Origin of the sequence: Burkholderia sp. Bp9090 (genome assembly GCF_003857985.1) — a bacterium.
Taxonomy (GTDB): domain Bacteria; phylum Pseudomonadota; class Gammaproteobacteria; order Burkholderiales; family Burkholderiaceae; genus Burkholderia.
In genome coordinates, this window is record NZ_QTPV01000028.1 from 26,264 (window position 1) to 48,292 (window position 22,029).

The 22,029-nt window shown below is 68.7% G+C and carries 18 protein-coding genes; 7 read left to right on the forward strand and 11 right to left on the reverse strand.

Features of this window, described 5'->3' with window-relative positions:
• The first annotated feature begins 206 nt into the window (after positions 1 to 206).
• The 5 genes from xylA (at position 207) to DIE16_RS23365 (ending at position 7,014) form a co-directional block, all read left to right on the forward strand.
• On the forward strand, positions 207 to 1,529 hold the full coding sequence (xylA, locus tag DIE16_RS23345; RefSeq protein ID WP_124522715.1) for a xylose isomerase: 1,323 nt from the start codon (positions 207 to 209) through the stop codon (positions 1,527 to 1,529).
• A 4-nt stretch (positions 1,530 to 1,533) separates the two neighbouring features.
• Positions 1,534 to 3,012: a xylulokinase gene (gene xylB / locus DIE16_RS23350; RefSeq protein ID WP_124893496.1), complete on the forward strand. Its 1,479-nt coding sequence runs from the start codon at positions 1,534 to 1,536 to the stop codon at positions 3,010 to 3,012.
• Positions 3,013 to 3,145: 133 nt separating this feature from the next.
• A complete protein-coding gene (gene xylF, locus DIE16_RS23355) occupies positions 3,146 to 4,174 on the forward strand; it encodes a D-xylose ABC transporter substrate-binding protein (protein WP_124487285.1) in 1,029 nt (342 codons plus the stop codon).
• Positions 4,175 to 4,258: 84 nt separating this feature from the next.
• Positions 4,259 to 5,818, forward strand: a complete 1,560-nt coding sequence (xylG, locus tag DIE16_RS23360; RefSeq protein WP_124893497.1) for a D-xylose ABC transporter ATP-binding protein — start codon at positions 4,259 to 4,261, stop codon at positions 5,816 to 5,818.
• Complete coding sequence (locus DIE16_RS23365) at positions 5,815 to 7,014, forward strand: sugar ABC transporter permease (protein WP_044844279.1); 1,200 nt, start codon at positions 5,815 to 5,817, stop codon at positions 7,012 to 7,014. Before xylG ends, DIE16_RS23365 begins: the two co-directional genes overlap by 4 nt.
• Before the next feature lie 169 nt (positions 7,015 to 7,183).
• Here the strand turns inward: DIE16_RS23365 and DIE16_RS36710 are convergent, their stop codons facing one another.
• The 11 genes from DIE16_RS36710 to DIE16_RS23415 form a co-directional block, all read right to left on the reverse strand.
• The gene (locus tag DIE16_RS36710) at positions 7,184 to 7,354 is read right to left on the reverse strand and encodes a hypothetical protein (protein ID WP_185640854.1); all 171 of its coding nucleotides are present in this window, start codon (positions 7,352 to 7,354) and stop codon (positions 7,184 to 7,186) included.
• 404 nt (positions 7,355 to 7,758) lie between these two features.
• Complete coding sequence (locus DIE16_RS23370) at positions 7,759 to 8,556, reverse strand: alpha/beta fold hydrolase (protein ID WP_185735507.1); 798 nt, start codon at positions 8,554 to 8,556, stop codon at positions 7,759 to 7,761.
• Positions 8,557 to 8,809: 253 nt separating this feature from the next.
• Positions 8,810 to 9,100 carry a hypothetical protein gene (locus DIE16_RS23375; protein WP_124893499.1) on the reverse strand — a complete coding sequence of 97 codons (291 nt, stop codon included), beginning with the start codon at positions 9,098 to 9,100 and terminating at the stop codon, positions 8,810 to 8,812.
• A gap of 318 nt (positions 9,101 to 9,418) precedes the next feature.
• Complete coding sequence (locus tag DIE16_RS36715) at positions 9,419 to 9,577, reverse strand: hypothetical protein (protein ID WP_185640944.1); 159 nt, start codon at positions 9,575 to 9,577, stop codon at positions 9,419 to 9,421.
• Between the two features lie 37 nt (positions 9,578 to 9,614).
• Positions 9,615 to 11,573, reverse strand: coding sequence for a phosphatase PAP2 family protein (locus DIE16_RS23385; RefSeq protein WP_124893500.1), 1,959 nt, complete (start codon positions 11,571 to 11,573; stop codon positions 9,615 to 9,617).
• A gap of 239 nt (positions 11,574 to 11,812) precedes the next feature.
• Positions 11,813 to 13,333 carry a GGDEF domain-containing protein gene (locus DIE16_RS23390; protein WP_124893501.1) on the reverse strand — a complete coding sequence of 507 codons (1,521 nt, stop codon included), beginning with the start codon at positions 13,331 to 13,333 and terminating at the stop codon, positions 11,813 to 11,815.
• A gap of 201 nt (positions 13,334 to 13,534) precedes the next feature.
• Positions 13,535 to 15,007: an NAD-dependent succinate-semialdehyde dehydrogenase gene (locus DIE16_RS23395; protein WP_124893502.1), complete on the reverse strand. Its 1,473-nt coding sequence runs from the start codon at positions 15,005 to 15,007 to the stop codon at positions 13,535 to 13,537.
• A 98-nt stretch (positions 15,008 to 15,105) separates the two neighbouring features.
• On the reverse strand, positions 15,106 to 15,597 hold the full coding sequence (locus DIE16_RS23400) for an Lrp/AsnC family transcriptional regulator (protein WP_006749694.1): 492 nt from the start codon (positions 15,595 to 15,597) through the stop codon (positions 15,106 to 15,108).
• A gap of 86 nt (positions 15,598 to 15,683) precedes the next feature.
• The gene (locus DIE16_RS23405; RefSeq protein WP_044844275.1) at positions 15,684 to 17,084 is read right to left on the reverse strand and encodes an aspartate aminotransferase family protein; all 1,401 of its coding nucleotides are present in this window, start codon (positions 17,082 to 17,084) and stop codon (positions 15,684 to 15,686) included.
• 160 nt (positions 17,085 to 17,244) lie between these two features.
• Entirely contained in the window at positions 17,245 to 18,171 is a 927-nt protein-coding gene (locus DIE16_RS23410; protein WP_124893503.1) for a glyoxylate/hydroxypyruvate reductase A, read from the reverse strand.
• 12 nt (positions 18,172 to 18,183) lie between these two features.
• Positions 18,184 to 19,044 carry a GNAT family N-acetyltransferase gene (locus tag DIE16_RS23415; RefSeq protein WP_044844273.1) on the reverse strand — a complete coding sequence of 287 codons (861 nt, stop codon included), beginning with the start codon at positions 19,042 to 19,044 and terminating at the stop codon, positions 18,184 to 18,186.
• A gap of 471 nt (positions 19,045 to 19,515) precedes the next feature.
• Here DIE16_RS23415 and DIE16_RS23420 point away from each other — a divergent pair, with 471 nt between their 5' ends.
• Positions 19,516 to 20,184, forward strand: coding sequence for a haloacid dehalogenase type II (locus DIE16_RS23420; protein WP_044844272.1), 669 nt, complete (start codon positions 19,516 to 19,518; stop codon positions 20,182 to 20,184).
• Between the two features lie 212 nt (positions 20,185 to 20,396).
• Positions 20,397 to 21,935, forward strand: coding sequence for a methyl-accepting chemotaxis protein (locus tag DIE16_RS23425; RefSeq protein ID WP_124487277.1), 1,539 nt, complete (start codon positions 20,397 to 20,399; stop codon positions 21,933 to 21,935).
• Positions 21,936 to 22,029: the final 94 nt, after the last annotated feature.

Genomic DNA, 22,029 nt, shown 5'->3' on the forward strand with positions numbered 1-22,029 from the left:
ATGCCGCGCGATGCTCTGGTGTCCGGCGATTGTAGGCCGGAACGCGCACCGCGCGCAGCGGCTGGCAAGAAACGTTAAGCATGCTGCGCAATTTCGCAATTGCCGGCCGGCAGGCGCGCGGGCACGATCCAGCCAACCGGATTCGGCCGCGTCCGTCGTCGTCACGACGCGCGTTGCGCCGCAACAAGACCCTGCACGGAGACGCCATGTCGTATTTCGAACACATTCCCGCGATTCGCTACGAAGGCCCGCAGTCGGACAACCCGCTGGCTTACCACCATTACGACCCCGAGAAGCGCGTGCTCGGCAAGACGCTCGCCGAGCATCTGCGGATTGCCGTCTGCTACTGGCATACGTTCGTATGGCCGGGGCACGACATCTTCGGGCAGGGCGCGTTCCGGCGGCCATGGCAGCAGCCGGGCGACGCGCTCGAACGTGCGCGCATGAAGGCGGACGCGGCATTCGAGTTCTTCACGAAGCTCGGCACGCCTTTCTATACGTTCCACGACACCGACGTCGCGCCGGAAGGCGACACCCTGCGCGAATACGCGGCCAACTTCGCGCGGATGGTCGACTATCTCGGCGAGCGCCAGCAGGCGAGCGGCGTGCGGCTGCTGTGGGGCACCGCGAACCTGTTCTCGCACCCGCGCTTCGCGGCGGGCGCCGCGACGAACCCGAACCCGGACGTATTCGCGTGGGCCGCGACCCAGGTGTGCCATGCGCTCGACGCGACGCACCGGCTCGGCGGCGAGAACTACGTGCTGTGGGGCGGCCGGGAAGGCTACGAGACGCTGCTCAATACCGACCTGAAGCGCGAGCGCGAGCAGTTCGCGCGCTTCCTGTCGATGGTGGTCGAGCACAAGCACCGGATCGGCTTCACGGGCGCGCTGCTGATCGAGCCTAAGCCGCAGGAGCCGACCAAGCACCAGTACGACTACGACGTCGCGACCGTGCACGGCTTTCTCGTGCAGTATGGACTGCAGAACGAGATCCGCGTGAACATCGAGGCGAACCACGCGACGCTCGCCGGTCATTCGTTCCATCACGAGATCGCGAATGCGTTCGCGCTCGGCGTGTTCGGCAGCGTCGACGCGAACCGCGGCGATCCGCAGAACGGCTGGGACACCGACCAGTTCCCGAACAGCGTCGAGGAGCTGACGCTCGCGTTCTACGAGATCCTGCGCCACGGCGGCTTCACGACCGGCGGGATGAACTTCGACGCGAAGGTGCGGCGCCAGAGCGTCGATCCCGAAGACCTGTTCTACGGCCATGTCGGCGCGATCGACGTGCTCGCGCTCGCGCTCGAGCGCGCGGCGGTCCTGGTCGAGAACGACCGGCTCGACGCGCTGCGCCGGCAGCGCTACGCGCAGTGGGACGACGCGTTCGGCCGCAAGATCCTGTCGGGCGGTTACACGCTGCAGTCGCTCGCGGACGACGCGCTCGCGCGCGGCGTGGACCCGCGGCACGCGAGCGGCGCGCAGGAGCGGCTCGAGAACATCGTGAACCAGGCCATCTACGGGCTGCGCTGACGCCATGTATCTCGGACTCGATCTCGGCACGTCGGGCGTGAAGGCGGTGCTGCTCGACCGCGACGGTGCGGTGCGGGCGAGCGCGAGCCACCCGTTGGCGGTGAGCCGGCCGCGGCCGCGCTGGTCGGAACAGGCGCCGCACGACTGGTGGGACGCCGCCTGCGGCGCGCTCGCCGCGGTCGTCACCGACGCCCGCGCGAGCGGCATCGATCCTCGCGACATCGCCGCACTCGGGCTCACCGGCCAGATGCACGGCGCGACGCTGCTCGACGCGCATGGCGACGTACTGCGCCCCGCGATCCTGTGGAACGACGGCCGCGCGGATGTGGAGTGCGCGGAACTCGAGCGGCTCGCGCCCGCGCTGCGCACGGTGGCAGGCAACGTCGCGATGCCGGGCTTCACCGCACCGAAGCTGCTGTGGGTGCGCCGGCACGAGCCCGATGTGTTCGCACGCATCGCGCACGTGCTGCTGCCGAAGGATTATCTGCGCTACCGGCTGACCGGTGCGTTCGCAACCGATCCGTCGGATGCCGCCGGCACGCTGTGGCTCGACGTCGCGAAGCGCGACTACGACGACACGCTGCTCGCCGCGTGCGGGCTGTCGCGCGCGCAGATGCCGGCGGTGTTCGAGGGCAACCGCGTGACGGGCACGCTGCTGCCGGCCGTCGCGCGCGCACTCGGGCTGCGCGAGATCCCGGTGGTGGCCGGCGGCGGCGACAACGCGGCCGGCGCGGTCGGCGTGGGGATCGTGCGGCCCGGCGATGCACTGCTGTCGCTCGGCACCTCGGGCGTGTATTTCGCGGTGTCGGACGGGTTTCGCGCCAACCCCGAATCGGCGGTGCACAGCTTCTGTCATGCGCTGCCCGATACGTGGCACCTGATGTCGGTGATGCTGAACGCGGCCGGCTGCATCGACTTCACCGCGCAACTGACCGGTTACGACGGCGTCGCGGCGCTGCTCGCCGATGCCGAGGCGAACGCGCGCGCGAGCCGCCCGTGGTTCCTGCCTTACCTGAGCGGCGAGCGCACGCCGCACAACGACGTGAATGCGAAGGGCGTCTTTTATGGGATGACGCCCGATACGCAGCGTGCGGATCTCGCGAACGCGACGCTCGAAGGCGTCGGCTTCGCGCTGCTCGACGGCATCGACGCGCTGCATGCGGCCGGGCTCGAGCCCGCCGGCATCACGGTGATCGGCGGCGGCTCGCGCAGCGCTTACTGGACGCAGATGCTCGCCGACCTGAGCGGACGCGCGCTGACGCTGCGCGCGGGTGGCGAGGTCGGTCCGGCGCTCGGTGCCGCGCGCCTTGCTCGCCTCGCGCTCGAACCGGATACGCCGCTCGGCGACGTGTGCCCGCAACCGCCGGTCATCGCGGTGCGCGAGCCCGATCTCGCGCGGCACGCGTGGTATCGCAACATGCGGCGGCCGACGTTTCGTGCGCTTTATCGCGCGCTCGAACCGGTGTTCGCGACGGGTGCGTGACGCGCGGATGGCGCGCGCGGTTCGCATCGCACGATGCCGCGCGTTGCGAGGACTCGATGCGGGCGGCGCACTCATGCGCCCGCCCGATGTTCGTGAGGTAGTTCGACAAGTTCGATAACAAGGAGTGGAGACAATGAAATCCGTGACGCGTCGTACCGTATTGAGTTCGCTTGCTGGCGCCGCTGCGCTGGCGATGTTCGCGCTGGGCGCGCCGCTCGCGCATGCGAGCAAGGACAAGCCCGAGATCGGCTTCTGCATCGACGACCTGCGCGTCGAGCGCTGGTCGCGCGATCGCGACTATTTCGTCGCGGCCGCGACGAAGCTCGGCGCCAAGGTATCCGTACAGTCGGCCGACGCGAGCGAGGCGCGGCAGATCTCGCAGATCGAGAACCTGATCTCGCGCGGCGTCGACGTGATCGTGATCGTGCCGTTCAATTCGAAGACGCTCGGCAACGTCGTCGCCGAAGCGCGCAAGGCCGGCATCAAGGTCGTGTCGTACGACCGCCTGATCCTCGACGCGGACGTCGACGCGTACATCTCGTTCGACAACCAGAAGGTCGGCGAACTGCAGGCGCAGGGCGTGTTCGACGCGAAGCCGAAGGGCAATTATTTCCTGCTCGGCGGCGCGCCGACCGACAACAACGCGAAGATGCTGCGTGAGGGCCAGCTGAAGGTGCTGAAGCCGGCGATCGACCGCGGCGACATCAAGGTCGTCGGCCAGCAGTGGGTGCCGGAGTGGAGTGCATCGACCGCGCTGCGGATCGTCGAGGATGCGCTGACCGCGAACAACAACAAGATCGACGCGATCGTCGCGTCGAACGACGGCACCGCGGGTGGCGCGATCCAGGCGCTCGCCGCGCAGCATCTGGCCGGCAAGGTGCCCGTGTCCGGGCAGGATGCGGACCTCGCGGCCGTCAAGCGCGTGATCGCCGGCACGCAGACGATGACCGTCTACAAGCCGCTGAAGCTGATCGCGAGCGAAGCCGCGAAGCTCGCGGTCGATCTCGCGAAGGGTACGAAGCCCGCGTTCAACGCGCAATACGACAACGGCAAGATGAAGGTCGACACGGTGCTGCTGCAGCCGACGCTCCTGACGAAGCGCAACGTCGACGTCGTCGTGAAGGACGGCTTCTACACCCAGGCCCAGCTCGCGAGCCAGTAACCGCTCGATGGGCATGATGCACGCGGCCGGCGAGGTGCGGCCGCACATGGTCTGGCCGCGTGCGCACTGCGAGGCAATGAACGTATGACCGAACCCTTGCTGACGATGCGCGGCATCGTCAAGGCATTTGACGGCGTGAAGGCGCTCGACGGCATCGACCTGACCGTGCGCCCCGGCGAGTGCGTCGGCCTGTGCGGCGAGAACGGCGCCGGCAAGTCGACGCTGATGAAAGTGCTGTCGGGCGTCTACCCGCACGGCACGTGGGACGGCGAGATCCGCTGGGAAGGCGCGCCGCTCGCGGCGTCCGGCGTGCGTGACACCGAACGCGCGGGCATCGTGATCATCCACCAGGAACTGATGCTGGTGCCCGAGCTGTCGGTCGCCGAGAACATCTTCCTCGGCAACGAGATCACGCTGCCCGGCGGGCGCATGCACTATGCGGAGATGGTGCGGCGTTCGGAAGCGCTGCTGCGCGAGCTGCGGATCGACGCGATCAACGTCGCGCAGCCGGTGATGAACTACGGCGGCGGCCATCAGCAGCTGATCGAGATCGCGAAGGCGCTGAACAAGCGCGCGAAGCTGCTGATCCTCGACGAGCCGTCGTCGTCGCTGAGTGCCGCCGAGACGCGCATCCTGCTCGACATCGTGCGCGACCTGAAGCGCCGCGGCGTCGCGTGCGTATACATCTCGCACAAGCTCGACGAAGTCGACGCAGTGTGCGACACGGTGACCGTGATCCGCGACGGCCGCCATGTCGCGACCGAGCCGATGCGTGCGCTGACCACCGACCGGATCATCGCGATGATGGTCGGCCGCGAGATCCGCAACCTGTATCCGCGCGAGCCGCACGAGATCGGCGACGTCGTGCTGGAGGCACGCAACGTGACCTGTCACGACGTGGCGAACCCGCGCCGCAAGCGCGTGGACGACGTGTCGTTCAGCGTGCGGCGCGGCGAGATCCTCGGCGTCGCCGGGCTCGTCGGCGCGGGCCGCACCGAGTTGATGCAGGCGATCTTCGGCGCGTATCCGGGGGCGAGCACGGCGACCGTGCGGATGAACGGCCAGCCGCTCGCGATCCGCTCGCCGGCCGATGCGATCCGCGCGGGCATCGCGATGGTGCCGGAGGATCGCAAGCGCCACGGGATCGTGCCGCAACTCGGTGTCGGCCACAACATCACGCTGTCGGTGCTGCGCCGTTTCGCCGCGCGCGGGCGGATCGACGCGGCCGCCGAACTCGATGCGATCCGCACCGAGATGCAGCGGCTGTCGGTGCGCGCGGCACACCCGTTCCTGCCGATCGCGAGCCTGTCCGGCGGCAACCAGCAGAAGGCCGTGCTTGCGCGGATGCTGCTGGCCGACCCGCAGGTGCTGATCCTCGACGAACCGACGCGCGGCGTCGACGTCGGCGCGAAGGCCGAGATCTACCGGCTGATCTTCGCGCTCGCGAAACGCGGCGTCGCGCTGATCGTCGTGTCGTCGGAGCTGCCGGAAGTACTCGGGCTCGCCGATCGTGTGCTGGTGATCGGCGAAGGCGAGCTGCGCGGCGATTTCGTCAACGACGGTCTCACGCAGGAACAGATCCTCGGCGCCGCGCTGAAGCCCGCGCGGCAGCCGTCCGAACCCATTGCAGCGAGTGCGTCATGAATACCGAACTGTCTTCTTCCCCCGCCGTGCCGCCGGGCGCCGACGCGCGTCGCACGCACGGCCATCCGCTGCGCCAGGTGTTCGTGCGCTACAAGGTCCTCGCGCTGCTGTTCGCGGTCGCGGCGATCTGGGTGTTCTTCTCGGTGCTGACCGACGGCGCGTTCGTCACGCCGCGCAACGTGTCGAACCTGCTGCGGCAGATGTCGATCACCGGGATGCTCGCGTGCGGCATGGTGTTCGTGATCATCGCGGGCGAGATCGACCTGTCGGTCGGCTCGCTGCTCGGGCTGCTCGGCGGTGTCGCGGCGATCCTCGACGTCAATCGGCACTGGCCGGTCGCCGTGACGGTGCCGGCGGTGCTCGCGCTCGGCGTGCTGGTCGGGCTGTTCAACGGGTGGTGGTCGACCTACCGGCGCGTGCCGTCGTTCATCGTCGGGCTGGGCGGGATGCTCGCGTTCCGCGGGATCCTGCTCGGCGTGACGGGCGGCTCGACGATCGCGCCGGTGTCCGACGGCTTCGTGTTCATCGGCCAGGGCTATCTGCCGCGCGCGGCCGGCGACGGCCTCGCGGTGCTGCTGTTCGCGCTCGTCGCGCTGCTGGTGCTGCGGCAGCGCGCCACGCGGCACCGCTACCGGCTCGCCGTCGCGCCGCTGTGGCAGGACGTCGCGAAGGTCGTCGGCGCCGGGGCCGTGCTGTTCGCGTTCGTCGCGACGCTCGACCGCTACGGCGGCATCCCGGTGCCGGTGCTGTTGCTGCTCGCGCTGCTCGGCGCGTTCTCGTGGATCGCGACGCAGACCGTGTTCGGCCGGCGCATCTATGCAGTGGGTTCGAACCTGGAGGCGACGCGGTTGTCGGGCGTCGACACCGATCGCGTGAAGCTCGCGATCTTCGCGCTGATGGGGCTGATGTGCGCGTTCGCGGGCATAGTCAACACCGCGCGGCTCGCGGCCGGCTCGCCGTCGGCCGGCACGATGGGCGAGCTCGACGCGATCGCCGCGTGCTTCATCGGCGGCACGTCGATGCGCGGCGGGTCGGGCACCGTCTACGGCGCGCTGATCGGCGCGCTCGTGATGGCGAGCCTCGACAACGGGATGTCGATGCTCGACGTCGACGCGTACTGGCAGATGATCGTCAAGGGCGCGGTGCTGGTGCTGGCCGTGTGGATCGACGTGGTGTCGCGCTCGAACCGGCGCTGAGGCGGCGTTCTACCGCGCCTGCGCCTCGATGAAATCGACGCACGCCCGCGGCGGCGCCGGCACGACGCGCCGCCGCGGGTAATACGGATAACCCCGCGCGGGCGTCCGGCGACGGGCCGTTGACGTGCGCGACGCCTGAATGCAGCGAAATCCGGCGCCCGTTCCGCGACTACGTGCGGTCGCGATGGCGCGCGCGCGTCGCGCCCGTGATCACCGCGATGCCGAACAGAATGACGGCGACGATCTCGATGATGTGCTGCGACACATGCAGCGTCATCAGGCCCCATGCCACGCCGGCGATGAAAACGATCCATCCGAGCAGGTAGATAAGCAGGGTCATCACTTTTCTCCTGTAATTGTGGGTCATGACGCCGGTTGCCTGCGTTGCAACATTTGCCGGGCAACCGGCAATCCGGGATGTGCGCATATTTCGTACCCGGTGCGGCCGCGTCGTGCCCGGGCCGCGGGCGAGGCTGCCTGCGTAGTGGTCGAAGCGCGTTACGACGCTGCCGTGACGTCGGCCGGCGCCAGCCCGGTTGGGCGCTTACGCATGCGATCCTCGACGTCGTTCTGGCCCGCGCGCCGGACATGGAAGGCGACGAAACGGGAAGTCCAGACGCCTTTTTTGAAAATCCGGTGAGGGGGCAACGGCAATTTTCGAACACGCTATCCCCGAGGCAGTGGCATAGCGTCGTGGATCTCACCGGATCGATCGTGCGCAGGCGTCTACGTCGGACACGAACATCAGGATCGCGCGGCGAGCCAGTTCCGAACGAGTCGCGCAACCTGCTTCCGGCGCTCGATCATCACCATGTGCCCTTCGCCGGGCAGCGCATGGTGGGTCACCGACGGCACCCACGCGGAAGTTTCGAGCGCCGCGTCGGCGAAGATCGGGTCGTCGGCGCCGCCGACGATCAACGTATCCGCGCGGATTCGCTGCGGCCACGGCGAATCGTCGCGTGCATCGTCACGCAAGGCGCGCAGGGTGCGGACAATGACGTGTCGTTCGTTGACCGATGACGCGACGTGGCGGCGTCGACTGAACAACGCCGCGCGCAGGAGCATGTTGCGCCAGCTGGCGCGGAAGCATCCGGACATCGTTTCGAGCAGACGGACGAAATCGGAGCGGGTCGTATGCACGATTTGCTGCTCGATGAGCCGGTAGCCTTTCGGGGCGAGGCGATGCGCGCTCGACACCAGCCCGAGTCGCGAGACGCGTTCCGGGTGGGCGGCCGCGAGGCGCGCCGCCACGACGCCGCCGAACGAGATGCCGATGAGCGTCGTGCACTGCCAATGCGCGGCGATGCCGCGCGCGAGATGCTCGACGATGTCGGCGATCCGGTATTGCGCACCGGGCTTGTCAGGATACCCGAGCAGGACGAATGGCGTGTCGGGCGGCAAGATACCGGCGACGCGGAGCAGGTCGCGCCGCAGCCGGCGCTTGGTCGTCTTCGAGACGAAGGCTTGTCCGCCGTTCAGCACGATGACCGCGGGCGGTTCGCCACCCACCTGTGCGGCCAGGATGCCGCCGTCCAGCTGCATCGTTCGAACGCGACGACCACCGATCCGGAACGCGGTCGATTCGTCCGGTATGCGGTTCATGCGCTACCTCCTGATGAAAAGGTGCCGGCATCAACGCCGGGCAATCATGCCGACGGTTAATGGCTTATAGGCTCCGTCGACAATTCAAAATATGACGGATGTCCGTCGTACGCGCTGAAACAGAAAATGCCCGATGCGGCGCAGCGGGCGTTCTGGCGTCCGGTTACCGTCGGGTTTGGTAACGGACTATTGATTAAAGACCACGCTTTAAACGCCCTGCATAATCACTGGCTGCTTCATTCAGTGAATGGCTGGCGTTGATTGTCGCGATCAGTTCCTCCACGAACCACGGAAGGACGAGCGTCGTTTCTGCGCTCGACAAACCGACCTTCACGCGCTGCGAAGCGTAATCCGGTTGAGGTAGCGTCACGGGCAGAGCGCCATTGGATTGCGGCGTGTCAGCCGCAATGGCTTGCGCGTTCGAAAACTGCGCATTTATCAAAAGCGCAAATGCCATGATTGCGTGTCGGACAGGTTTCTTCATTTTTCGCCATTCCCTGCGAGAAAATATGAATCGGAAAAGCAGGGAAATGATCCTAGCGAATCTGCTGCGCGAAAAGTATGTGAAATTTGTCATTATCTGTGCGAAAGCTCATGCTGAGTGTCCGGTTGGACACATGCACTCGGACCATGACGACCGAGAAACGAGACCTTCGAAGCAGAACGGCGGTTGGCCGCCGACGGGAAACCGAATCGAACTGGAACGCGTAGGCGATCGACGCAAGCAGGCTACGCGGTGCGCCCGGCGTGACCCACGGGCTGTCGCAGGAACTGACGGAGGTGGCGCGATCGAACAGGTCGTTCAGCGCGCGCGCTCGAATGGGTAATGAAGCGTCGCGTCCGCACCGATGTCCGACGTGAACGACGGTGCGAACGGATCGCGTTTGCCCGGCACCGTATCGCGGACGCTGCCGTTGTTCCCGGTCATCGCGACGAAGCGGTAGCCGCCGACGCCGCCCACGGGCGGCGCCGTCGCAAGGATCGATGGCCGATGCCGGTTACGATGCCGACAACCTGACCGACACCCCCGTCGCCGTATAAACCGGCGTCGCCTTGAACCCGTCGACCGTCACCGTCGAGAACTTCGCGGAAGCCGCCGCGCCGTCGATCAGCGCGATCGTGTCGCCGGCCTTCGGCGCATAGCCGTTCACGAACTTCACGTGCAGCGTGCCGCCGGCGATGGTGAGCGGGCCGCCCACGCGCAGGCGTCCGCCGCCGTTGCCGTCGATGTCGAGTTCGAGCGTCGTGTTGTCGAGCTGGGTGTAGCGCGTCGCGATCGTGACGGGTGCGCTTGCCGCGATCTTCACGCTGCCGCCGGCGCCGACGTACACGTCGCCGGTGCCGAAGGCGCTTGCCGATGCCGCGGCGAGCGTGCCGCCGCTGACCTGCGTGCCGCCCGTATAGCGGTTGTCGCCCGCCAGCGTCAGCGTGCCGGTGCCTTGCAGCGTCAGCTTGCCCGCGCCCGCGATGTCGTTGCGCCACTGGTCGGCCGCATTGAGCCCGCCCTGCGACGCATCCATCGACACGATCACGTTGCCGTTGAACGCGCCGTAGCCGTCGCCCGCGGCGAACAGGTTCAGGCGGCCCCAGCCTTCCGCATCGTCCATCACCGGATAGCCGGACTGCACTTCGGTGGTCTTCAGCACGACGCGCCGCTGGTCGGCGCTCAGGTACGGAAAGCGCGTCTGCAGCAGCACCTCCGCGCCCTTCGGCACGACGGACGGCGCGTCGGTCGATTCGATCGCGCCGAAGCCGAACGTCATGCGGCGCGTGAAAGCGGCCTTGTTGGTCGCGTAATCGGCGAACCGGTCGGTGGCCGTCGTGCCCGAATGCGCGAACGCGGCGAAGGTCGCGCCGGTCGTCCCCGTGAGCTGCTGAAGCGCCTGGTGAGCCTGACCGTACGCGGCCTGCGCGTCGCTCGCGTACGCGGTGAGGTTCGCCGCGCTGATGGCCAGCGCGAGCATGCGGCCGCCGATCACGTCGAGCGGCGAGTGCATGCCGGCGAGGATCCGGTTCTCGCCCAGTTCGAGGCCGCGGCTGACCATCTCCTGGAAGCGCTCCGGCACGAGCCACGCCATCGTCATCGCGTCGCGCATCGCTTCGGCCGTGTGGCCGCTGATGAAGCCGCCGTCGGTCGCGGGCGTCGTGCTTTCCGCCGGCACGAGCGTCGGCGCGACGACCACGCTCGCGCTCCAGCGGTACGGCCGTGCGTACTTGTAGAAGCGCTTCGACGGTTCGGTCGACGCGTTGTTGCCCATTTCGTTGAGCAGGTCGACGACTTTCCCGAAGTTCGCGTTGGCGCTGCTGCCGACGCCGACGTTGTTGCCGCTGTCGTTGTACAGCACCGTGGTGGCGTCGGCGGGCACGCTGGTGATGCTGGTCGTCTGCTGTGCGGCCGTGCGCCACGCGTCGGTGAGCGGGCCCATGCCGTCGGTCACGCTGTAGCCCTTGCCGCGCCGGTCGTCGAAGTAGGCGGCATCGGCCTGCTGTTGCGTGCGCGCGGTCGTTGCGTTGATCACGTATTGAACATTGGCCGCCAGCACCGTGTCGTTCAGGATCGTGCCGCACGGCGTGCCGCTGCCGGGCAGGCCCGAGCAGGTCGACGGCGAGATCGCCGGGAACGCGCCGTTCGCGGCCGCGGTCACGCCCGCGTCGACGAGCATCGTCGACGGCTGCCACAGGTCGAGGAAGCGGCTCACCACGCGTACCGCGGCGTTGGTCGACAGCGTCGCATAGCGCGCGTCGCCGCGCTGGTTGGTCGCGATGTTGTCGACGAAGGCCGGCACGCTCGGCACGGGTGCGCTGTCGACGAAGCCGGGGTCGACCGGCGGCGCCGGCATGGCCGCGCTGGTCGGGGTGGTCGACGCGACATCGTCGCCGCCGCCGCACGCGGCGAGAACGATCGCACTCGACAGCGCTGCGACGTGCAGCGGGAAACGGCTTCGTGACGCAAACATGCAAAACTCCATCCGGTGTGTTGAAGATGGCGGATTGTCGTGGGCGATCGTGACGCAGCCGTTAAGGATTTGTTGCGGGGCGCGGTCGCAGCGCGCGAATGCTCACTATTTGGTGAATTCGTGATACTGAACGTGATGGACGAGGCGAGCGGGCCATCGGCGGCGCATCGCAACGCGCCGGCCATGCGTGCGTCCGGCCGGACTGGTGTTCCCCGGAACGGCGACCGCAACCGGCGCGATCACGCCGCCTCGGCGGCCGAATCCGCGTCGGCGCGGCACACGCGGTTTCTGCCATGCCGCTTGGCCGCGTAGAGCGCGAGGTCCGCCTGATGCGACAGCGCATGCACGGTCCGCGGGTGCGCGCGATGGCCGGTCGCGCAGCCGATGCTGACCGTGAACGGCGGAATCGTTGCATCGAAGCCGTCGAGCCGACTGTGTTCGACGGCGCGCCGGATCGCTTCCGCGACTTCCGCGGCGCCGCTTTCGTCCGTATCGGGCAGCACCGCGACGAATTCCTCGCCGCCGTAGCGTGCAGCGATGTCGCCGCGCCGCCGCACGTTCGCGCGGATGCATTCGGCGAGAAAGCGCAGCGCCGTGTCGCCTTGCGCATGGCCGTAGCGATCGTTGTACTGCTTGAAGTGGTCGGCGTCGATGAACAGCACCGACAGGCTGCCGCCGCTGCCGCGCTGCAGCCGCTCCCATTCGTCGGCGAGCGCCGCATCGAGCGCGCGGCGGTTGTGCAGGCCCGTCAGCGGATCGGTGCGCGTCTGGTCCGTGAGCAGCGTCTGCTTGCGCAGGTTGTCGCGCAGCGCGAACGCGAGCAGCCACACCACCGCGCAGAACAGCGCGCCGATGACGGACGCCGACACGCCGACCGTCCACGTCAGGCGCGTGATGCCGGCCAGCACGTCGCCCTCGGCCGGGGCGACGACCGCGATCAACGGCGTGCCGGGCACGTGCTGGTACGTATAAAGCCGCGCGACGCCGTCGATGCTCGAGCGCGCCGCATAGAAGCCCGAGTCGCGGCTCAGCATCTGCACGAACGACTTCGTGCGGCGCAGCCGGCTGATCTGCTGATCGCTCAACGGCGGATTTCTCGCGAGGATCGTGCCGTCCGCGCGCAGGATCGCGCTGACGCCATGCGGTCCGACGTTCAGGCGCGACAGCAGGTGATCGAAGTAGGCCAGGTCGATCGCGACCACCACGATTCCGTCGAACGAGTGATCCGGCCGTTCGATGCGCCGCGACAGCGCGATGGATCTCGTGCCGCCGCGCGAACGCGCGCTATACGCCTCGGACACGTAGAGGCCGACGTTGTGTGCATCGCGATGGACCTTGAAGTAGTCGCGATCGCTGAAATCCCAGTTGTGGTGCGGGCCGCAGCATCCGTCGATCTGCCGGCCGTCGCGGTTCGTCACGCCCATGCCGGTCATGTATTGCGCGGTCGTGCGCTCGAACAGCACGTCGTGACGCAGCCCGGTGTCGATGCGCGCGACCGCGGGGTTGCGGAGGTTGGCGGCGAGTGCGACGAGCGCATTGTTGGACGTTTCGACGGTGCGCCCGATCTCGCTGACCAGGACGGCGGCGACGTTGCGAGACGTCTCGTGCGCATGCTCGACCACTTCGCTGCGTGCGGCCCACAGCGTTGCCGCGCTGATGCCGAGCGCCGCGAGCGACATCAGCGTGCCCAGCACGCCGACGATCAAGTAATTGCGGCCGGCCCAGTCGGCAATTTTCTCGATCGAAGTGGGTGCAGGCATGGCTGGCGCTCGTGCGGGAAGCTCGCTGCGTCTGCAGCGGCGCGGGTCAAATCCGGGTTAACGGCAAGTATGCCCGGAAATCGAGGCCGATTCGCGCCGCGATCGCCGCACCCGGCGCCGCAAACGTGTGCGGCAGCGGCGCACCGCACAACGGGCATGCAGCCGCCGCGGCGCCGGGCGGCTGCACTCGCCGGAGCGGGATCAGTCGAGCCCGCCCTGGCACAGGTACTTGATCGACAGGTAGTCGTCGAGGCCGTAGCGTGAACCTTCGCGGCCGTAGCCCGATTCCTTCACGCCGCCGAACGGTGCGGCCTCGCTCGCGAGCGCGCCTTCGTTGATCCCGACGATGCCGGTTTCGAGCCGCGCCGACACGCGCGCGATGCGCCGCACGTCCTGCGTGTAGAAATACGCGGCAAGCCCGAACGGCGTGTCGTTCGCGGCATCGACGGCTTCGTCCTCGGTATCGAACCGGAACAGCGCGGCGACCGGGCCGAAGGTTTCCTCGCAGGTCAGCTGCATGTCGGCGGTGGCGTCGGCGAGCACCGTCGGCGCGTAGTAGTGCGGCCCGAGTTCGGTCAGGCGCGTGCCGCCCGTCAGCACGCGCGCGCCACGCTCGATCGCGTTGCCGACGTGGCGCGCGATCTTGTCGACCGCGCGCGCGTTGATCATCGGGCCGATCTGCGCGGCCGGGTCGGTTGCAGGCGCAACCTTCAGCGCGGCAACGCGCGCGGCGAGCTTCGCGGCGAAAGCCTCGTAGACGCCGGCCTGCACGTACACGCGGTTCGGCGACACGCAGGTCTGGCCGCCGTTGCGGAACTTGGCGGCCATCAGGCCGTCGACCGCGGCGTCGAGCTCGGCATCGTCGAACACGATGAACGGCGCATTGCCGCCGAGCTCCAGCGACAGCTTCTTCAGCGTCGCGGCCGACTCGCGCGCGAGCAGCTTGCCGACGGGCGTCGAGCCGGTGAACGTGATCTTGCGCACGCGGCCGTCGGCGAGCCAGTCGGCCACCGCGTCGATGCCGCGTTCGCGCGACGCGGCGATCAGGTTCAGCACGCCGGGCGGCACGCCGGCTTCCTGCGCGAGGAAGGCCAGCGCGAGCGCGGTGAGCGGCGTGTCCTCCGCCGGCTTCGCGACGACCGTGCAGCCGGCCGCGAGCGCGGGCGCGATCTTGCGCGCGATCATCGCGAGCGGGAAATTCCACGGCGTGATCGCGGCGACGATGCCGATCGGCTCCTTCACCGCACTCAACCGCTTGCCGCGCTGCTGCTGCGGAATCAGGTCGCCATACGTGCGCGTCGCTTCCTCGGCGAACCACTGCACGTACGACGCGCCATAGGCGACTTCGCCGCGCGCTTCGGCGAGCGGCTTGCCCTGTTCGCGCGACATCAGCTTCGCGAGATCGTCGGTGTGCGCGACGATCGCCGCGTGCCACGCGCGCAGGATCGCGGCGCGTTCGCGCGCGGGCGTCGCACGCCAGCCGGGCAGCGCGCGCGCGGCCGCGTCGGTCGCGGCGCGCGCGTCGGCGGCGCCGCTGTCGGGTGCGTGGGCGACGAGGTCGAGCGTCGCCGGATCGGTGACGTCGAAGCGACGGCCGTCGAGCGCGTCGCGCCAGGTGCCGTCGATCAGGTTGGCGGTGCGAACGAGTTCGGTGCGGGACAGCGTAAGCGGCATGACAGGTCCTTGGGTGAGGCGGTTCGGCGGCGACGCCGGCGCGCGACGACCCCGCGCGGACAGCGGGCTGCCGCGTTCAAGGGTGCCGCGTGCCGCGGTCAGTGCCGTTCGCCGAACAGCGATTCGAGCGGGTAGTGCCGTTTGACGAACGGCGACTTGATGATCACGTAACTGAAATACTTCTCGATGCCGATGTTCTGCTCGAGCAGCCCTTCGACGATCGTCTGGTAATGGCTCACGCTGCGCGTGATGAACTTCAGCAGATAGTCGTAGCCGCCGCTCGCGAGGTGGCATTCGACGATCTCGTCGACGTTGCGGATCGCCGCGACGAAGCGGTCGAAGTCCTCGCGCCGGTGGTCGGCCAGCGTGACCTCGGTGAACACGACCTGCACGTCGCCGAGCTTCTCGAGCTGGATGTGCGCGCCGTAGCCGCCGATGTAGCCGGCCTTCTCGAGCCGCTTCACGCGGATCAGGCACGGGCTCGGCGACAGCCCGACCGCATCGGCCAGCTCGACGTTGGTCATGCGGCCGCGCTTCTGCAACTGGGAGAGGATGCGCAGGTCGATGCGATCCAGCTTGCTGTCCGTCATGGTTACGTGAGAGGGGAAATAATGGAATGTCCGGTTACTTTAGAGTCGAACGATGGCCGCCACAAGCCCGGCTTTCCCTCGGCCCGTCAGGCCGGCTGCGCGTGCGCGACGTCGAGCGCGCGCTGTACGCCCGGGTCGGCCAGTACGTCGTCGAGCGTCTTGCGCACGCGTTCGAACATCAGGTCGAACTCGCCTGCGGTGAAGCTCAGCGCCGGCGCGAAACCGAGCACGCCGTCGCCGAACGCGCGAAACACCACGCCGTTCGCGTACGCGGCCGCCGCGATCTTGTCCGGCACGTTCAGCGCCGGGTCGAAGCGCGTCTTGTGCGCCTTGTCGGCCACCAGCTCGAGCGCGCCGAGCAGGCCGGCCGAACGCGCGTCGCCGACGAGCGGATGCGCGCGCAGCGCATCGAGCCCCGCCGCGAAGCGCGGCGCCAGCGCCTGGCCGTTCGCGAGCAGCCCGCCTTCGTGATAGAGCTTCAGCACCTCGAGGCCGATCGCCGCGCTGACCGGATGCGCGGAATACGTATGCCCGTGACCGACCGCGGCAGACTCCGCGCGGCTGCCCGCGATGCCTTCGTAGATTTCGTCGGACATCAGCACCGCGCCCATCGGCGCGTAGCCGGCGGTCAGGCCCTTCGCGACGGTCATCAGGTCCGGGTCGACCTGTTCGGTCTCGCACGCGAACAGCGGCCCCGTGCGGCCGAAGCCGGTGATCACCTCGTCGGCGACGAACAGGATGCCGAGGCGCCGGCACGCGTCGCGCATTGCCTTCAGCCAACCGGCCGGCGGCACGATCACGCCGCCGGAACCCTGCACCGGTTCGCAGAAGAACGCGGCGACGTTGTCCGCGCCGAGTTCGGCGACTTTCGCTTCCAGCGCGGCGACCGACGCGGCGATCAGCGCCTGCGGATCGTCGCCGAGCGGATGGCGGTACGGGTAGGGCGACGGGATGTGGTGCTGGTCCGCGCGCGGCAGGTCGAAATGACGGTGGAACGCCGGCAGCGCGGTCAGGCCGGCGCCGATCGACGACGAGCCGTGATAGCCGCGTTCGAGCGCGATCATGTGCTTCTTCGACGGGCGGCCGGTCGCGTTGAAATAGTGCGTGATGAAGCGCACCGCGGAGTCGACCGCGTCCGAGCCGCCGAGCGTGAAGTACACGCGGTTCAGCGAAGGCGGCGCGAGCGCGGCGAGCCGCTCGGCCAGCTCGATCGCCGGTTGCGAGCCGAAATGGAAATAGCCGGTCGCGTAGGGCAGCTTCGCCATCTGGTCGGCGGCGGCCTTCACGATGCTGTCGCGGCCGTAGCCGACGTTCACGCACCACAGGCCCGAGAACGCATCGAGCAGCGTATGGCCGTCGGCGTCGCGCAGGAACACGCCGCTCGCGGAGTCGAGCACGGTGACGCCGCGCGCCTCGTGCACGCGGTAATTGACGACGGGGTGGATCAGGTGTTGACGATCGGCTTCGATCAGCGCGGCTTGGTTCATGGCGGGGAGGGACTCTCGTCGGGTGTCAGCGTGAGTTCATGCTACCGGGCGAGAAATCCGCACGTGTCTTCAATTTGCGCCCTGAAACGTATGAAAACGGTGTTTGCACGGGACGCTTCGGCATTTTCTGCTGCGCGCCCCGCCGGGCCGGGCGCGCGCGTCAGTAGCCGCGCGCGCGATCGACGACGCCGATCATCGGCTGGCCCGCGCGGTGGCGCGCGAGGTTCGCGAGCACGGCGTCGACCGCGGTATCGGGCCGCGTCGCGCTCGCGATGTGCGGCGTGATCCGGATACGCGCGTGGGTCCAGAACGGGTGGCCGGCCGGCAACGGCTCGGGGTCCGTCACGTCGAGGATCGCGCTGTCGAGCCGGCCGCTCGCGAGCGCCGCGAGCAACGCGGCCTCGTCGAGCTGCGGGCCGCGCCCGACCTGCACGAGCGACGCGCCGGCCGGCAGCGCGTCGAACACGCGTGCGCCGAGCAGCCCGCGCGTGCCGTCGGTGAGCGGGAGCAGGCAGATCAGGATGTCGGTGCGGGCGAGGAACGCGTCGAGTGCCGCGTCGCCCGCGTAGCAGTCGATGCCGTCGAGCGTGCGCGGCGTGCGGCTCCAGCCGGCGCACGGGAAGCCGAAGCGCCGCAGCGTGTCGAGCACGGCCTGGCCGAGCGTGCCGAGCCCGAGCACGCCGACGCGCCGCGACGCGGCCGCGCGCACCGGCCGCTCGCGCCACACCTGCGCGCGCTGCTGCGTCGCGTAGTCGAACAGGTCGCGGTGGATCGTCAGCACCGCCTGCGTTACGTACTCGACCATCCCTTCGACGATGCCCGGCTCGATCATCCGCACGACCGGGATGTGCGCGGGCACGCGCGACAGGTCGAACTGGTCGATGCCGGCGCCGACGGAGAACACGACCTCGAGATTCGGCAGCAGCGCGGCCGGATCGTCGGGCGGCTGCCAGGCGGCGAGATAGCGGACGGTCTCAGGATCGCCGAGGTCCGGCCAGATCCGGAACGGGAGGGCGGGCGCCTGTTGCGCGAAGCGCTGCGCCCATTGCGCGCCGCGCACCGGGTCGGCCTTGTAGAGAAAGCTCATCGCGCGTGCCGCTCAGCCGAGCGCCTGGTTCACGATCGCGAACGTGCGCAGCGCCGGGTCGCGCGCGGGCGCCGCGCCGCGCGCCATCGCGACGACCGTGTCGACGCGCGGCAGCCCGAGCCCCTGCAGCCAGTCCGACAGCCCGCTGTCGCCCGGCACGTCGAGCCGCACGAACATCCCTTCGTGCAGCGCGAGCCAGTGGCTGATCAGCGCCTGCGCGCGCAGCGCGTCGGGCGCGACCACCGGGCCGATCACATGGCCGCGGCCGAAGCGGCGGAACAGCGCGAAGCCGAGCAGTTCGCCGTCGCGATCGAGCGCGATCCCGTTCGCGACGCCGAGCAGCGCATCGATCACCGCGTCGCGCGGATAACCTGCCGCGCGCGAGGCGAGCGCCGCGAGGCGCGGGCCGTCGTTGGTGCCGAGCGGGCGCAGGCGCTCGCCCGGCGGCAGCGAGATCAGCGGCGGCTGGAACGCGGCGCCCTGGTGCTGGTCGATCGTGCCGATCGCCTCGAAGCCGAATTTCACGTAGAGCGGTTCGCCGGACGGCGTCGCATGCAGGAAGATCGTGCGTGCGCCGAGGCTGTCGACGACGCGCGCGAGCAGTTCGCGGCCGATGCCGCGGCTCTGGCGCTCGGGCGACACGATCACCATGCCGAGCGATGCGTGCGCGTCGCCGAATCGCCAGCCGAGCGCGGTGCCGACGATGCCGCCTTCGTCTTCGGCGACGAAGCCGTGGCCGAGCTGGAGCGCGAAGCGCCAGTCGTCGAGACGGTGCGGCCACTTGACCGCTTCCGACAGACGATGCGCGGCGGGCAGGTCGGTGTCGGTGAACGGACGATAGATGAGCGTGCTGGAAGGGTTGAGATCGGACACGCCGGACTCCGGATGGGTAGGAATGACATATCGACTCTGCCAGCGACACCGCGGCGCGGATAGGACGATTCGCCTGTTTTCCGGCGACGGCGGGCGGCCGGGCGAGATCGACGCAAACCGGCGCGATCGGCGCGCGCGAACGCGCGCTTCATGCCGGCGCGGCACGCCAATCCGACAGCTTCTGCTGTGGGAATGACACTACGATGGAACTGCAGCGGCGCCGCCCGGGCGAGCCGCGCCGGGCCCGCCGGGTAGTTGGCGCGCCGCGGTTGCGCGAAGCCTGCCGGGGTGGCCCGCGGCGCCGCGCGCGGCCGTGCCGCAGATCGTGCTGCCCGCGGCCTGCAACACGCGGCGAATCTGCGTTTCGACCGGCGTCGAACGATGCGCGACGGACTTTTTGCCCTGATTCAATTGCGTTGAACCCAGCCCGTCCCCGGCCCTGCCGGGGTTTCATACCGACAGGACCTCACCATGATCCAATTTGAACCGAAGTTCATCACGTTCGACTGCTACGGCACGCTGACCCGCTTCCAGATGGCGGACCTGGCGCGCGAGATCTACGCGGACCGGCTGTCGCCGGTCGCGATGGAGGATTTCGTGCGCGCGTTCGCCGCCTATCGGCTCGACGAGGTGCTCGGGGCGTGGAAGCCGTACCGCGACGTCGTCGTCAACGCGATCCGGCGCACCTGCGCGCGCATCGGCACGCCGTTCGACGAAGCCGAGGCCGAGCGCTTCTATCATGCGGTGCCGACGTGGGGCCCGCATCCGGACGTGCCGGCCGGCCTGTCGCGGCTCGCGCAGAAGTACAAGCTCGTGATCCTGTCGAACGCCATGGACGAGCAGATCATGAGCAACGTGGACAAGCTCGGCGCGCCGTTCCATGCGGTGTTCACCGCGCAGCAGGCGCAGTCGTACAAGCCGCGCATGCAGGGCTTCGAATACATGTTCGGCAAGCTCGGCTGCAAGCCCGAGGACGTGCTGCACGTGTCGTCGAGCCTGCGCTACGACCTGATGACGGCCGAGGATCTCGGCATCAAGCACAAGGCGTTCGTCAATCGCGGGCACGAGCCGGGCACGCCGTTCTACAACTATTACGAGGTGTCGGACATCGGTCACCTCGCGACGCAGCTCGGGCTGTAAGCGCCGCCGCGCCGGCGGGCGGCTGCGCGCCCTGTGCGCGTGGCCGTGCCGGCAGGCCTGTCAGGACCGGCCAAGAGGGGCGCGACGGCCTTGCCGCTTTACGCGTCCGCTCACCGCACGAACCGAGGGTAATTACCGATACGGCGCCATTCAAGGCGGGGCCGTCCGAGCCGATATATGTACCGAACGGTTAATATCGCGAGGCCCCCCGCATGAAGTTGTCCACGAAACTGCTGATGCTCGTCGTCGCGGCGCTGCTCGGCGTTGCATTGCTCGCCGCGATGTCGCTGCACACGCTGCGCGACGCGCTGATCGACAGCCGTCGTGACGAGATCGTCATTCTGCTCACCAAAGCCGAGCATCTGGTCGACTCGTATCGCGCGATGCAGGCGAGCGGAACGCTCACCCGGGAGCAGGCCCAGCAGCAGGCCAAGGCCGCGTTGTCCGCGCTCAATGCGAATTCGAAGAGCTACTACTGGGTGACGACGTCCGACGGCGTCAACCTCGTGCATCCGAACGCGAAGTTCATCGGCACCCGCGCGAAGGGCAACCGCACGACCAGCGGCCTGACCGACAGCGAGGCGTACCGCGCCGGAATGGCCCAGGCGCATTTCGCGCTCGTCGACGTGCTGATCAAGCGCAGCCCGGACGCGGACGTGGAGCCGAAACTGCAGGGCGTGGTCGCCGTTCCGGACTGGGACTGGTGGATCGGCACCGGATTCTTCTACGACGACATCAACGCGGCGTTTGCGCGGCTCGCGCAGGTGCTCGGCGCCATCACGCTCGTCATCGCCGCGGCGCTCGCGGCGATCGCGTGGGGGGTGTTGCGCAGCGTCCGGCGGACGCTGGGCGGCGAGCCCGCGCAGGCGGCCGGGATCGCGGCCCGCATCGCCGCTGGCGAACTGGACGTGCAGTTCGATACGGCGCACGCCGCGCCGGGCAGCCTGCTCGTCGCGCTCGGCGACATGAAGGCGCGACTGACCGAAACCATCGCCGACATCCAGACCACGACCCGCTCGATCGCCGTCGGCACCGGCGAGATCGCGCAAGGCAACCTGGACCTGTCGCAGCGCACGGAGGAACAGGCCGCGTCGCTGCAGCAAACGGCCGCCAGCATGGAACAGATCACGTCGACGGTCAAACAGAATGCCGACAATGCGCGTCAGGCGAACGCGCTCGTGACCCACGCGAAGGAGGCGACCGAACTCGGCGGCGCCGCCGTGCGGGAAGTCGTCGAAACGATGCGGCAGATTTCGGACGGATCGGTGCGAATCGCCGACATTACCGTCGTGATCGAGAGCATCGCGTTCCAGACCAACATTCTCGCGCTCAATGCCGCGGTCGAAGCCGCGCGGGCCGGCGAGGAAGGGCGCGGGTTCGCGGTCGTGGCCGCGGAGGTCCGCTCGCTCGCGCAACGCAGCGCGGCGGCCGCGAAAGACATCAAGGGATTGATCGAGGCGTCGGTCGAGCGGGTCGGCAGCGGCAGCCGGCTCGTCGAGACGGCCGGCGCGCGCATGACGGAGATCGTCCGGTCGATCGACCGGGTCGCCGACATCATGGGCGAGATTACCGCGGCATCCGCCGAGCAAAGTACCGGCATCGAACAGATCGGCCTGGCGGTCGCGCAGATGGACGAAGTGACCCAGCAGAATGCCGCGCTGGTGGAGCAGGCCGCCGCGGCCGCGTCCTCGCTGGATGAACAGGCGGCACGGTTGAGGGCCGCAGTGTCGGTGTTCAGGCTGACGGCTTGATTGCTCGACTGTCTGACTGCGTCACTGCGTGACTGCGTGACTGCGTGACTGCGCGACTGCGCGACTGCGTGACTGCGTGACTGCGTGACTGCGT

Coding starts and splice junctions, on each gene's coding strand:
- DIE16_RS23410 (WP_124893503.1), bottom strand. CDS start 18,171: ATGAGCTTTCTCTACAAGGCCGACCCGGTGCGCGGCGCGCAATGGGCG.
- DIE16_RS23420 (WP_044844272.1), top strand. CDS start 19,516: ATGATCCAATTTGAACCGAAGTTCATCACGTTCGACTGCTACGGCACG.
- DIE16_RS23425 (WP_124487277.1), top strand. CDS start 20,397: ATGAAGTTGTCCACGAAACTGCTGATGCTCGTCGTCGCGGCGCTGCTC.
- xylF (WP_124487285.1), top strand. CDS start 3,146: ATGAAATCCGTGACGCGTCGTACCGTATTGAGTTCGCTTGCTGGCGCC.
- DIE16_RS23365 (WP_044844279.1), top strand. CDS start 5,815: ATGAATACCGAACTGTCTTCTTCCCCCGCCGTGCCGCCGGGCGCCGAC.
- DIE16_RS23400 (WP_006749694.1), bottom strand. CDS start 15,597: ATGACGGACAGCAAGCTGGATCGCATCGACCTGCGCATCCTCTCCCAG.
- DIE16_RS23395 (WP_124893502.1), bottom strand. CDS start 15,007: ATGCCGCTTACGCTGTCCCGCACCGAACTCGTTCGCACCGCCAACCTG.
- DIE16_RS23370 (WP_185735507.1), bottom strand. CDS start 8,556: ATGCAGCTGGACGGCGGCATCCTGGCCGCACAGGTGGGTGGCGAACCG.
- DIE16_RS23390 (WP_124893501.1), bottom strand. CDS start 13,333: ATGCCTGCACCCACTTCGATCGAGAAAATTGCCGACTGGGCCGGCCGC.
- xylA (WP_124522715.1), top strand. CDS start 207: ATGTCGTATTTCGAACACATTCCCGCGATTCGCTACGAAGGCCCGCAG.
- xylB (WP_124893496.1), top strand. CDS start 1,534: ATGTATCTCGGACTCGATCTCGGCACGTCGGGCGTGAAGGCGGTGCTG.
- DIE16_RS23375 (WP_124893499.1), bottom strand. CDS start 9,100: ATGAAGAAACCTGTCCGACACGCAATCATGGCATTTGCGCTTTTGATA.
- DIE16_RS23405 (WP_044844275.1), bottom strand. CDS start 17,084: ATGAACCAAGCCGCGCTGATCGAAGCCGATCGTCAACACCTGATCCAC.
- DIE16_RS36710 (WP_185640854.1), bottom strand. CDS start 7,354: ATGACCCTGCTTATCTACCTGCTCGGATGGATCGTTTTCATCGCCGGC.
- DIE16_RS23385 (WP_124893500.1), bottom strand. CDS start 11,573: ATGTTTGCGTCACGAAGCCGTTTCCCGCTGCACGTCGCAGCGCTGTCG.
- xylG (WP_124893497.1), top strand. CDS start 4,259: ATGACCGAACCCTTGCTGACGATGCGCGGCATCGTCAAGGCATTTGAC.